General features: G+C 36.8%; 13 protein-coding genes. All 13 read left to right on the forward strand.

The genetic code is table 11. The features are described from left to right. Nucleotides 1-38 precede the first annotated feature (38 nt). Nucleotides 39-1232 carry an ABC transporter permease gene (locus tag G532_RS0105090; RefSeq protein WP_027963821.1) on the forward strand — a complete coding sequence of 398 codons (1194 nt, stop codon included), beginning with the start codon at nucleotides 39-41 and terminating at the stop codon, nucleotides 1230-1232. Next, on the forward strand, nucleotides 1225-2238 hold the full coding sequence (locus G532_RS0105095) for an ABC transporter permease (protein WP_027963822.1): 1014 nt from the start codon (nucleotides 1225-1227) through the stop codon (nucleotides 2236-2238). The genes G532_RS0105090 and G532_RS0105095 overlap by 8 nt, the downstream gene beginning before the upstream one ends. Nucleotides 2239-2282: 44 nt before the next feature. After that, nucleotides 2283-2981, forward strand: a complete 699-nt coding sequence (locus G532_RS14805; RefSeq protein WP_051189065.1) for an ABC transporter ATP-binding protein — start codon at nucleotides 2283-2285, stop codon at nucleotides 2979-2981. 95 nt (nucleotides 2982-3076) lie between these two features. Beyond that, nucleotides 3077-3637: a YhcN/YlaJ family sporulation lipoprotein gene (locus G532_RS15600; protein WP_051189066.1), complete on the forward strand. Its 561-nt coding sequence runs from the start codon at nucleotides 3077-3079 to the stop codon at nucleotides 3635-3637. A 77-nt stretch (nucleotides 3638-3714) separates the two neighbouring features. Beyond that, on the forward strand, nucleotides 3715-4797 hold the full coding sequence (locus tag G532_RS0105110; RefSeq protein ID WP_027963823.1) for a SpoVR family protein: 1083 nt from the start codon (nucleotides 3715-3717) through the stop codon (nucleotides 4795-4797). Between the two features lie 116 nt (nucleotides 4798-4913). After that, nucleotides 4914-6683 carry a methyl-accepting chemotaxis protein gene (locus G532_RS0105115; RefSeq protein WP_051189067.1) on the forward strand — a complete coding sequence of 590 codons (1770 nt, stop codon included), beginning with the start codon at nucleotides 4914-4916 and terminating at the stop codon, nucleotides 6681-6683. Nucleotides 6684-6752: 69 nt separating this feature from the next. Further along, nucleotides 6753-7922 carry a chromate efflux transporter gene (gene chrA / locus G532_RS0105120; protein WP_027963825.1) on the forward strand — a complete coding sequence of 390 codons (1170 nt, stop codon included), beginning with the start codon at nucleotides 6753-6755 and terminating at the stop codon, nucleotides 7920-7922. 12 nt (nucleotides 7923-7934) lie between these two features. Further along, nucleotides 7935-8723 (forward strand): cobalamin-binding protein, encoded by a 789-nt coding sequence (locus G532_RS0105125; RefSeq protein ID WP_027963826.1) that lies wholly within the window; start codon nucleotides 7935-7937, stop codon nucleotides 8721-8723. A 21-nt stretch (nucleotides 8724-8744) separates the two neighbouring features. Further along, complete coding sequence (locus tag G532_RS0105130) at nucleotides 8745-9479, forward strand: AzlC family ABC transporter permease (protein WP_027963827.1); 735 nt, start codon at nucleotides 8745-8747, stop codon at nucleotides 9477-9479. After that, a complete protein-coding gene (locus tag G532_RS0105135) occupies nucleotides 9476-9769 on the forward strand; it encodes an AzlD domain-containing protein (protein WP_027963828.1) in 294 nt (97 codons plus the stop codon). The genes G532_RS0105130 and G532_RS0105135 overlap by 4 nt, the downstream gene beginning before the upstream one ends. Nucleotides 9770-9799: 30 nt before the next feature. After that, entirely contained in the window at nucleotides 9800-10345 is a 546-nt protein-coding gene (locus G532_RS0105140) for a GNAT family N-acetyltransferase (protein WP_027963829.1), read from the forward strand. A 76-nt stretch (nucleotides 10346-10421) separates the two neighbouring features. Then, nucleotides 10422-11018, forward strand: coding sequence for an NAD(P)H:quinone oxidoreductase (gene wrbA / locus G532_RS0105145; RefSeq protein ID WP_027963830.1), 597 nt, complete (start codon nucleotides 10422-10424; stop codon nucleotides 11016-11018). Nucleotides 11019-11174: 156 nt separating this feature from the next. Continuing rightward, nucleotides 11175-12053, forward strand: coding sequence for a F510_1955 family glycosylhydrolase (locus G532_RS0105150; protein ID WP_027963831.1), 879 nt, complete (start codon nucleotides 11175-11177; stop codon nucleotides 12051-12053). Nucleotides 12054-12063: the final 10 nt, after the last annotated feature.

Here is a 12063-nt window from a genome sequence, read left to right on the forward strand (position 1 = left end):
AACCATTACAGAAGTGACTCGAAAGGAGCGGCCTGAATATGATTTTTCATTTAATACATTATGAATGGAAAAGAATTATTCAGAAGCCGCTTCTTTTTATATTCACATTACTTTTTCCATTAGCTTTAATAGGAATGATAGGATTCGTGATTTACCTAAGCCTAGGTGATGAAATTACAAATATAAATATTACAGTGAATGACGAAGACCAAACGTTTGAAACGGAAATGTTAATAAGTCAACTTGAATCTGATGAGACCTTGCAAAATCATTTGACATTCAAACGAGATCATCATCAGTCGGTGGAATCTCTAAAAGCTGAAGAGGAACAAAATGCTGCCATTGTACATATACCTGAGAATTTTACAGAGCAATTAAGGTCTGGAAATAATGAGTCCATTATCGTTCATTTAAACCAACAACTTCCATTTCAATCTCAACTTACCTATGTACTGTTGGCTAGTGGAGAAACGTATATCACAGCAGCTCAAAGTGGCGTGAACACGGTAAACCATTATTTATCGGATTTATTGGCTTCTGATCAGGATCGTTCGAATTGGATTCAGCAATTAACAGTTCATTATACGTTTTTAGCACTAAGTAGAAATGACTTATTTCAGTCAACGTCTAATCATGAGACAAATAACCTTAGTTGGAATCAACAGCTATACCTTGCCATTGTTATGATATTATTATTGTCTTCCATCTCTTTATACGCTTTCTTATTTAAAACGAACGAATTAAAAGAACAAAAAAACCGACTTCATACTATTGGGGTAACCGATAGAGTGCAACTGGTTAGTAAGTTGGTCCATGTAAGTTTAGTCGCATGTTTATTCTTGTTTTTTTATGCGTTTATTATTCCATTCGCATTCCCATTTAACGTGCCCATACAAGTAGGACTAGTTATTTCTTGGATGTTCGTTGCTCTTTGGATTGCTGGATTGTTGGTATTATGCGAGTATTTTGTGAAAGTTTCCGCGATGTCGACTTTACTTTTTGGTAGCATAGGGTTTATTACGTGCTTGCTCATGGGGATGATTATTCCTCCGATGTATTTACCAGAAACTTTAAGAAGTGAGTGGGTACCTTTTGATTTATTTTATGCTCAATTTGTATCTGTGATTGTAGGTGAGTCAATTGCCTGGGATCGACTAGGTGGAATGGTATTAATGGTAGTTGTAATGGTCTTGATTCCATTCCTTTTCACAAGGGGGAAGAGTCATGTTTAATATAATCCAATCCATGATTCGGACGAAGGCTTTATGGGTGATTGTATTGCTTATACCTTCTATATTCTTTTTGATTCTTATACCGTTAACAGAAGAGACTGCAAGTGAAGTATCGGTACCAATTGTTATAGTTGATGAATCTCAACAGTCCTATGTTCAAGAGGTTTTTGAAGAAGTATCTCAATCAGAGGCCTTTACTGTTTATTATGAACAAGAATTGAATCTTGATGAATTAGCACGGGGAGAAGTAGAAGCTGTTTTCGAATTCTCTGATCGCATGCAAGAAAAAATTGCAGAAGGTGATTCAGATCATTTGATTACATGGCATCGAAATGAAAATAGCATGTTTGATGGTCTTTTTAAAGAAGAGCTAGCTTCTACCATAATTAAAGATGTTGTTCGTGCTGAAGCCGCTAATATGGTCACTCAAGAACATACTGATGCAACGTGGGAGGAAGTTTATGCACACGGATTGCAGTATTTTGAGCCAGAACCGATTTTTACGATCGATTTTAGAGCTTACGATGGACAGGCGCAAGTAGAAGATACGAATGAACAAGCTAGTTTCTTTCCACTAATTCTCTGGTTTTACACATGGTTAATGCTGATTTTCTTTGTGAACTTTCTTTATAAGTGGCGAGAAATCGGAATTTTAGAAAGGTTGATTCCTATTTCTAGCGGGAAAAAGATCGTTGTGAGTGCATGGTTTATATTGACTAGCCTTATAATCTTTGCCTTTCTTGGTGGCGCGATCACTATCTCCAATTCCTATGATTCCGCCTTTATAAGCTGGCAAGGGTCATTCATAATATTTTGCATATGCATTGTCTTATCTTTATTGATTTATATAATTCTTTTTAATTATGTGAAAAGCAGATACTTATTCGCGAGTCTGGTGATTTTTTACGGAAGTACATCATTTGTAATGGCATTATTGATTCAGTCACAACTAATTCATGACCACCCTCTGTATAAAATCTTTATTCCTGTGTGGTTACTCACGTAAAAGTTTTTAATATATTTTAAATTTACCCTAAAGGGGCGATTGTAGTGTTGAATGTCGATAACGTAACCTATACGTACAAACGCAAAATAATTCTAGACCAGATCAATAGCACTGTAGGATACGGAGACTCTGTGTGTATATTTGGTCCCAATGGTGCTGGCAAATCAACACTTTTAAAAATAATGGCGGGTTTGTTAAAAGCAAATGAGGGTACCTGTACGTTAAATAATCGTACCCGATCAAATCCAATTGGCTACATTCCCCAAGATATAGCTTTGCATGATGAGTTAACCGTGCAAGAAAACGTAAATTTATATATGAAATTGACAAAGACAAGACAGACAGAGTTTATCCGAGATATGTTATCTGCGCTCCATTTAGATCAAGTAAAAAAGAAAAAGGTTAAACACTTAAGTGGTGGAAATAAGCGGAAAGTTAATTTAGCAGTAGGGATGGTACATCAGCCTTCCATCGTTTTTTTAGATGAAGCTTTTGTGGGAGTCGATTTAGCTGCAAAATATGACATGCTTACTTGGCTTAAAGAATTAAACACGAAAGGTATGACTTTCGTGTTTGTTTCTCATGATTGGAATGTCATTGAACAACTGGCCTCTTCTATGTGGATTTTACAAGACGGAAAGTTGTTGGCCACCACAAACATGAACAGGTTAGAAGAAACAATCGAAAAGGTTAGTCCATTAGATCGTTCCTTACGTCAAATGTTTGATTTAAGAAGGGATTAAAGCGTATTGGTATCGTTTACTAATTACATTTAAGCATATTCTGACCAAAACCTTTCCATACTAATCATATATTCTGATGGAAAGGAGGCGGTTGTATGCGCATCATGATTTTGCCTAGTGCTATCTTTTTAACTTTGTCATTAGCAGCATGTCAGCCTGGAGATGCAGATACGAATTTGATGGGCGACCGTGATCAAACGGATTATCAGCAAACTCGTTATGGCGATGAAGACACGCAAATGAATCGTAATGGACAGTATAACAACATGAATAACACCACACAAAATACAAATCAAAATAACCAAGGTACAAGAGACTATGACGTAGCAGAAGAAGTTGCAGATGAAATTACTGATCAAGTAGATGAAGTAGAACGTGCGTATGTTTTAACTGGTCAAAATAATGCATATGTGACAGTTGTGCTTCATAACAATAATAATGATGATGAAATAAACGATCGTACGAAAGAAGAAGTAGCTCAAGCCGTTCAATCTGAAAAAGATGATATTGAAAACGTTTATGTTTCTGCAAATCCCGATTTAAGAAATATGATGGATGATTATGCAACAAAGGTTCGTCAAGGAGATCCTGTGGAAGGATTTTTTGAAGAATTTAACCAGATGATCGAAAGAGTTTTTCCTAATTTAGAAAGATAAGAAAAAAGGGTGGCTAAGGCTACCCTTTTTTATATAGCGAAGAAAATCCGATAATTTATTAAAGAGGTGGGGCAATGATGGGAAAGGATTCTTTACAAGAATTGATGGACCAAGCAAGTGAAGTAGGGTTGAACCCAGTTCCCTTTCGTGTGAAAGAATTATCTGATCAAGAACTGATCACCATTCAAGCAAGGGGATATGAAGCGAAGTGGATTCCAGCAACTTCTAAAACACCGTCATCCGACATTGTGATGGAGCTTTTTGAGCCTCGACCATATCCAATAGCCTATCTACGGAAGAATTTACGGAAGGAACAAAAAAAGTGGATTCTCGCACATGTGATTGGACACGCAGATTTCTTAAGACATCATGAACTATTACAGCAAACCACCAAGGCGTTTTTTACTATAAGAAAGAAAGCAGATCACCAATTCTTCAACATACATCAATATATACCATTTCGCGAAATTCGCGATTTTCTTTTACATATAAGGGCGATCATTTCTTTTTCACATGTTAACAGCGAAATGGAAATAGAGAATGAAGTGCTTTCTTTTCTTATGAAGGAAGGATTTATAAACGAAGCTTGGAAACGAGAGATTATATTATACTGTATGGAGGAAGCGGGATTTTTTGCAAAGATTCATTGCACTAGTTTATTAAATGAAGGTTATGCGACCATTATTCAAAAAAAGTTACTAGAACTAGTTGGGAGAAGAGATGCCTATTTATATATAAAGGAAGATATCAAATTGCACGAACAAAAAAAGCAGGGAATTAATATTTATCGATTAGGATCAAAATTATGGGAGCAAGTACCTAAATCTAAATTTACAACGGTTTTATCGAAATATGACAACGATCTATTTCTAAAGACTTATTATACTTCCAGCTTGCATTTGAAAGAGAGTATTAGCTTTTTTCAAGAAGGGCCAGGAGTTAATAGCAAATATGAAGATGTAAAAAAATTGTTACGATCTCATTTTTCCGTTATAAAGAAACCAGTTATTCTCGTAGACCACGCTTTGACAAAACAGAGTGGGTATCTTACCCTTCGTACTTCGATTCCGCTTCAAAGTACAAAGATATTGAAGTTTAAGTCACATCTAGAAAAAATTTTAGCTCAAAAAGTATATATGAAGTCAATTTATTGGGATTAACGTCTTAAGAGTATGTAAATTATGATATAAGCACATTGTATTATGTCGAACATTGTGCTAATCTAAAAGTATTATTTTTCAGTATTTTTAAAAATTTGATTGGGGAGGGATTTGTGTTGAAAATTCGACGGAAAAAATCGAATAAGCAAATACATAAGCAACAGAATAAATCAAAGAAGTCGAAGAAAAGTATCGGTTGGAATAATTTAAACATAGGTAAAAAATACGGTACTGTTTTTGGCATTACCTTATTATTATTTACTGCAGTATCTGGACTTATATTTTTCTTAACAGAAACAGCGAATGATACAGTAGATCAACAGGATAGGCGTAGTGAGCGAGCTATTGTGATTGGTCAAATGGAATCATTGTTTAACGGTAAAGATATCCGTGTAGGTGATTTCATAACCTTTAAAACGAACAATTATTCGAATGAATACCGTGAAATGAATGAAGAGTTTATGGAATTAGCGAATTACATACGTCCAAGGTTATCAGAGGATCAGTCAGTTGTATTAGATGAGATTCTGGCTAATAACGATCAGGTAGACGAATTGTTTGAAGGTGAGATTATCCCAGCGGTTGGCAATCGTGATGAAACGGATGCCTTAGCAGCTAGAGCAACAATTAACACGATACGAACAGACACTGGTCCTATGCTTGAACAATTAAGAGAAGAGGTGACAGCTGCCTACGATCAGGCTGCTGGAGAAACACGTCAAGCAATGACTGCTGTACAAACGGCCTTAATCATTGGTTTAGTCGTTGCTCTTGTAGTTGCATCCATTTTATTATTCTTTATAAGCAGAAAGGTACGTACAAATCTAAATAGTGTAGTTCATGTTGCTGATGAGATCTCTACCGGTAACTTACAAGTAGATGATATGAACTATCAAGGAAAAGATGAGATTGGAAAGCTTGCAACATCTATGAATGCTATGAAATCTAACTTGAAAGCAACGATTGGGAAGGTAGCAACTGCCTCTGAATCTGTTTCAAGTCAAAGTGAAGAAATGATGCAATCTGCCAATGAAGTAAAAGAAGGTAGCGAACAAATTGCAGGAACAATGCAAGAGCTTTCTTCCGGTTCTGAAACACAAGCTCAAAGTGCATCATCGATTTCCGAGATGATGGAGCAGTTTGTTATTAAAGTCCGTACTTCTTATGAAGGTGGAGAAAACGTATCTGATGCTTCAGAAGAGGTACTTCGAATGGCTGGAGAAGGTCGGGACTTGATGGAACAATCCGTTAATCAAATGTCTCAAATTCATACGTTAGTAGAAGATGCTGTTGAAAAAGTGAAAGGTTTAGACGACCAATCACAAGAAATCTCAAAGTTAGTCCAAGTAATTGAAGATGTGGCTGAACAAACCAACCTACTTGCTTTAAATGCAGCAATAGAAGCAGCTCGTGCTGGAGAACATGGAAAAGGTTTTGCAGTGGTAGCTGATGAAGTAAGGAAACTTGCAGAACAAGTTGGAAATTCTGTAGGAGACATCACAACAATTGTTGGGAAGATCCAAACGGAATCCAAACAAGTAACAGGTTCTTTGGAAACGGGATATAAAGAAGTAGAGCTTGGATCTGAGCAAATAAAAAATACCCAACAAACATTTATTCAAATTAATGATTCAATTAATGAAGTAGTGAGTAAAATTCAAGAAATCACTGCCAACTTAAAAGAAGTAATGGAAGATAGTAATGAAATGAATAAGTCGGTTGAGGAAATTGCTTCTATATCAGAGGAGTCAGCAGCCGGGGTGGAACAAACTGCGGCGTCCATTGAGCAATCCAATAGCTCTATGGAAGAAATTGCACGTGCAGCTGATGATTTAGCGAATTTAGCGGAAGACTTGCATGGTCAAGTACAACAATTTAAATTATAATTAGTAGAAAGAGGTGGTTATCATTATTCCACCTCTTTCTTTTCATCTAAGAATATATGAGGTGTTGACGTGAGTAGGTATTTAGAGATTTTATTTGTAGCATTTCGCCTAGGTTTAACATCATTTGGTGGTCCTGTTGCTCACTTAGGTTATTTCCAAAATGAATATGTGGAAAGAAGAAATTGGTTAACAAATCAAATGTATGCAGATCTAATTGCTTTATGTCAGTTTCTACCTGGCCCTGCGAGTAGTCAGGTAGGTATTTCAATTGGCATTTTACGTGGCGGGATCTTAGGAGGGATTTTAGCTTGGATTGGTTTTACCCTTCCTTCGGTCATTGCGCTAACTGTTTTTGCCTACTACGTGGTTACATATGATTTAGGTCAAAATGTATTTATCGATGCATTAAAGGTTGTGGCTGTAGCAGTAGTTGCTCATGCGATATTTAATATGGGAACAAAACTAGCTCCAGACCGTAAAAGACAAGGTTTATTAGTGTTTTCAGCCGTTATATTGTTATTATTTCCATTTGCTTCTGTGCAAATTATTATTTTACTTGTCGCTGCTTTAGTTGGAGCTTTTCTATTAACCGAACATAGTCAACCAAATACAGATCAATCGCTATTTCAACTTCCAAAGAAAGTAAGTGCGATTTCATTATCTTTATTTGTTGGTTTGTTAGCAATTTTACCAATACTAAATTCAATTTTTAATAATATTTATCTTCAAATAGCAGATACCTTTTATCGGGTAGGCTCCATCGTTTTTGGTGGGGGACATGTCGTTTTACCACTATTAGAACGTGAGCTTGTGCCGGATAATTTAGTTACTGATGAATTATTCTTAGCTGGTTACGGGGCTGCACAAGCGGTGCCTGGCCCACTATTTACGTTTGCTAGCTATCTAGGTACAGTCATTCATGGGATCCCTGGCATGTTATTAGCGACTATCGCCATATTTTTACCATCATTCTTACTGATTATTGGTATATTACCATTTTGGCAAAAGCTAAGGTCCATCCCTTATGTTGGAACAGGTTTGCTAGGAGTGAACGCTGCAGTTGTTGGGATATTAATAGCTACATTCTATCAACCCATTTTTGTAACAGGAGTATCTAGTGCACTTGATTTTGCAGTTGCTCTATTTTCATTTGCTTTATTACAGTTTTATAAGCAACCAGCATGGCTCGTAGTTATTGTGACTGTTGTAGTCTATGTAGTCACTTCAAGTATTTTCTAAAGGAGTGTTTGTATGCGCGTCGTTTCCTTATGTCCAAGCAATACAGAGATTATGGCATACCTTGATTCAATGGATTTAGTTGTTGGAGTTGATGATGATTCCGATTGGCCAATAGAAGTTGAATCGTTACCACGAGTTGGAAGAGATTTAAATATAGAAATCGAGCTTGTAGAGGAGTTAAAACCCGATTTGATTTTGGCTTCTTTAAGTGTACCTGGAATGGAGCGTAATATTGAAAAATTAGACAGCAAAGGGCTACCTTATATTATTTTAGACCCGAATTCCTTAGATGAAATTGCGGAAGATTTAATAACAGTAGGTAAAGCGATCAACCGTGAAGAACAGGCGAATAATGCGTATAAAGAATATTATCAAACAATAGATTATTACCAAAATATTGCTAAAAACATCTCACGTAAAAAACAAATTTATTGGGAATGGTGGCCCAAGCCAATTTTTACACCTGGAGGGCAGAACTGGCTTACTTTTATTAGTGAACTTGCTGGGGCGGAAAATATATTCTCAGATTATGATCAAGCAAGTATATCCGTTGATTGGCAGGAAGTTGTTGAAAAGGACCCAGAAGAAATCTGTATGGTATGGGTTGGTGTACAAGAGAAAAAAATGAATCCAGCGATTGTGAAAAAGAGAGAAAATGCGGATGGCTTACGTGCAATTCGAAACTCCAAAATTCATGTGCTGGAAGAATATTTGTATTGTAGACCCTCCCCGAGACTGTTAGAAGGTCTAAAAAAGTTGGGGTATCTTTTACATCCAGAGCTGTACCCAAAAGTTGAATAAAGAAAGAGAGAAGGAATGCTTATGGGACATACAGAAGCACAGTCCATAAATAGTCAATCGAGAAAACAAGCTATAAAGAATGGAGCGGTTGCAGGGTTTCCGATATTCTTAGGGTATATGCCGATCTCGATTGCTTATGGTGTACTGGCACAACGATCAGGTCTAACAATTTTTGAAACGACCATGATGAGTTTATTAGTTTTTGCAGGAGCTGCACAGTTTATGGCAACGAATATGATTGCACAAGGGGCAGCTGCTATTCAAATAGTAATTGCTACATTTGTTCTTAATTTTAGACATTTTGTGATGAGCATGTCATTTATAAATCGGATTAGATCTTTTACTATGAGGTGGAAGTTTGGTTTATCTTTGGGTTTAACTGATGAAACATTTGCTGTGTCGTCCTTACATGGCGAGGAAGCAAAGAAAAATTACGGAAGATATTTTTATTTGTCATTAATTTTAGTTGCTTACTTTTCCTGGGTGTTCGGAAGTTTTATAGGGGCTATTATAGGGGATACATTACCGAGAGCATTAAGTGAAAGTATGGGCATCGCCTTATACGCTATGTTCATTGGTTTACTTGTTCCTTCAGTTAAAAAACAGTGGAGACTTGGTCTGATTGCTGGAAGTAGCATGCTCCTTAATGTGCTGTTAGTGGAGTGGGTTCAACTTGAGCAGGGTTGGTCCATTGTACTTGCAACTGTTTTTGGAAGTTTACTTGGTATTCCATTGCTGAAGGAGGAAGATGTATGATTATTGCAACAATCATAGGAATGGCGATTGTAACGATGGTCCCTCGCTTTATTCCTGCATTTATCATGGAAAAAATCAGTTTGCGACCATGGTTAAATCGTTGGTTAAATGCTATACCTTTTGCCGCGTTAGGAGCATTGATTTTTCCAGGAATTATGACAGTCATACCAGAACGTCCTTTGGTTGGAATTACAGGTGGAGTAGTAGCAATGCTTATTGCTTTCTTTAATTTGAATGTTATCTTTGCAGTGATTGGAGCAATAGCCACCGTGTTTCTCCTTACAATGTAAGATCTAATAGATAAGAAAGTAGGGAAAGATATGATTACCATACGTGAAGCTAGAAAAGAAGACGCAGCTCAAATTGTTAGTGTATATGATCAAACATGGCAGGCGACTTATGAACCTTTATTAAAAGAAGATGATCTTCAAGAAGTAACTTCAACAGAACATAGAAAAATTATGTGGGAAACAGTTCTTCAATCCAGCACTCATCGAGTCTATGTTGTTGATTCAGAAGAAAGTGGAGTTGTAGGATTTTTATCAGGCGGAAAAGAACGCACAGAAAACTTTAATTTCGATTGTGAAATATACGATATTTATATACACCCGAACCACCAAAGAAATGGGTACGGGAAGATGCTTGTAGAAGCCTTCGTAAAGGACTGTTATACTAATGGGAACCAATCCCTATTAGTCTGGATATTAACGGACAACCCCTTTGGAGACTTTTACGTTCGTTTAGGTGCATCTGTTGTCGAAGCAGAAAATGTTACGATCGGTAAAGGAACGTATCAAGAGACGGCTTATGGGTGGACTTCTATTGAGGTGTTGATCGATCGTCTAAAGTTGAGTGAACAGTGTTAAAATAAAAGGTTTAAATTCAAGATAACTAGGGTAACCTTGACAATGTAGAAGATATACATTTTAAAGGAGAGATACTATGACTAAAATGGCAGTATTTTATTATAGCTCAACAGGTGCCAATTACCAAATGGCACAGTGGGCAGAACAAGGATTGAAAGAAGCTGGAGCAGAAGTGAAATTAGTTAAGATTCCAGAGACAGCTCCAAAAGAAGCAATTGATCAAAATCCCGCTTGGAAAAAGCATTATGAAGCTACACAAGATGTTCCAGAAGCTCAAGTAGATGACTTAGAGTGGGCAGATGGTTATGTGTTTAGTATTCCTACACGTTTTGGAAATGTCCCAGGACAAGTAAAAACGTTCATGGATATGGCTGGTGGATTATGGGCGCAAGGTAAATTAGTAGACAAAGTTGTAACAGCAATGTCCTCTGCTCAAAATCCACATGGTGGACAAGAACAAACGATCACAAACTTTTACACTTCGATTTATCACTGGGGTGGCATTGTAGTTGCACCAGGGTATACGGATGAACAAATTTTCGCTGCAGGTGGTAACCCATATGGTACAAGTGCCACAGTAGACGGAGAAGGCAATATTCAAGACGATATTGAATATGTTGTAAAACACCAAGCTAAACGAGCTTATGAAGTCGCTAAGAAAATACACGGATAAATATAATTGAAATGCAGCCCAGTTGTGTAAAAGCAACTGGGCTTTTCCTATGACATTTTCTTTACAAGTGAGTCAATTCACTTCACAAATGTCATGCATATAGTGTGTAATTAAAAAGGATTAAAAAATTAAGTGGTAGAAAAGGTGAGAGCTTTAATGAAAAAATTATTGATTTTGGGAGCTAGTTTATTGCTTTTAGCTGCTTGTGGAAATGGTGATAGAAGTGTTACAAAGATAGATCATATACATGACTTAGAATTTTATGATGATGCTTTATTTATTGGAACACATTATGGTTTAGCAGAGGTGAATTTCCAAGATCATGAATGGTCTTGGAAAGGAAATGAAGCACAACGACATGATTTTATGGGATTTGGTATACGTGAAACCGGTGAATTTCTTGGTAGTGGCCATCCTAGTGATGAATCTGATTTATCAGACCCCCTAGGAGCGATGTTAAGTGATGACCAAGGGGAAACATGGGAAGTCGAGGTTCTATATGAAGAAGTGGATTTTCATAAAATTGATGTGAACGAACATGACGATAAAATTGTATATGGTTTTGACTCTATTTCTGGTGCCATCTTCCGGTCAGATAATGGTGGAGAATCCTTTCAGCAACAGGGAGATGAAACATTTAATCCTAGTGAGTTTTTAGATTTAATATCTAATAAAGATGACCCCGACCAATTAATGTTGAGTGATCAAAGGGGCGTTTTTAAATCCGAAGATGCTGGTGAAACTTGGGAGCTCTTAAGTGAAGAACCACAAGTTTTCTTGGCATCGACGTACACGAATGATGAACTTTTAGTTTATAGTGTAGGTCAACAGGAAATGTGGCGAACAACTAGTGACTTTGGACAAACGTGGGAGAATGTTGAACTTCCTAAACCGTCAGAAAATGAACCAATTATGGCCTTAGCATCTAACGAAGGAATGTTAGCTGCAGGAACTTTTGACAATGACTTGTATATTTCAAATGATGATGGGGCATCGTGGGAACTTATTGTTGAAAAGGGGGAACCTATAGAATAGATATTAAAGA

It is taken from the genome of Halalkalibacillus halophilus DSM 18494 (assembly GCF_000423105.1).
GTDB classification, from domain to species: Bacteria; Bacillota; Bacilli; order Bacillales; family Alkalibacillaceae; genus Halalkalibacillus; species Halalkalibacillus halophilus.

What these genes read in the sequence shown, in the direction of transcription:
- G532_RS0105095 (WP_027963822.1), top strand. Translation starts at nt 1,225, where the DNA reads ATGTTTAATATAATCCAATCCATGATTCGGACGAAGGCTTTATGGGTG.
- G532_RS0105110 (WP_027963823.1), top strand. Translation starts at nt 3,715, where the DNA reads ATGGGAAAGGATTCTTTACAAGAATTGATGGACCAAGCAAGTGAAGTA.
- wrbA (WP_027963830.1), top strand. Translation starts at nt 10,422, where the DNA reads ATGACTAAAATGGCAGTATTTTATTATAGCTCAACAGGTGCCAATTAC.
- G532_RS0105135 (WP_027963828.1), top strand. Translation starts at nt 9,476, where the DNA reads ATGATTATTGCAACAATCATAGGAATGGCGATTGTAACGATGGTCCCT.
- G532_RS0105130 (WP_027963827.1), top strand. Translation starts at nt 8,745, where the DNA reads ATGGGACATACAGAAGCACAGTCCATAAATAGTCAATCGAGAAAACAA.
- G532_RS0105090 (WP_027963821.1), top strand. Translation starts at nt 39, where the DNA reads ATGATTTTTCATTTAATACATTATGAATGGAAAAGAATTATTCAGAAG.
- G532_RS0105140 (WP_027963829.1), top strand. Translation starts at nt 9,800, where the DNA reads ATGATTACCATACGTGAAGCTAGAAAAGAAGACGCAGCTCAAATTGTT.
- G532_RS0105150 (WP_027963831.1), top strand. Translation starts at nt 11,175, where the DNA reads ATGAAAAAATTATTGATTTTGGGAGCTAGTTTATTGCTTTTAGCTGCT.
- G532_RS0105125 (WP_027963826.1), top strand. Translation starts at nt 7,935, where the DNA reads ATGCGCGTCGTTTCCTTATGTCCAAGCAATACAGAGATTATGGCATAC.
- G532_RS15600 (WP_051189066.1), top strand. Translation starts at nt 3,077, where the DNA reads ATGCGCATCATGATTTTGCCTAGTGCTATCTTTTTAACTTTGTCATTA.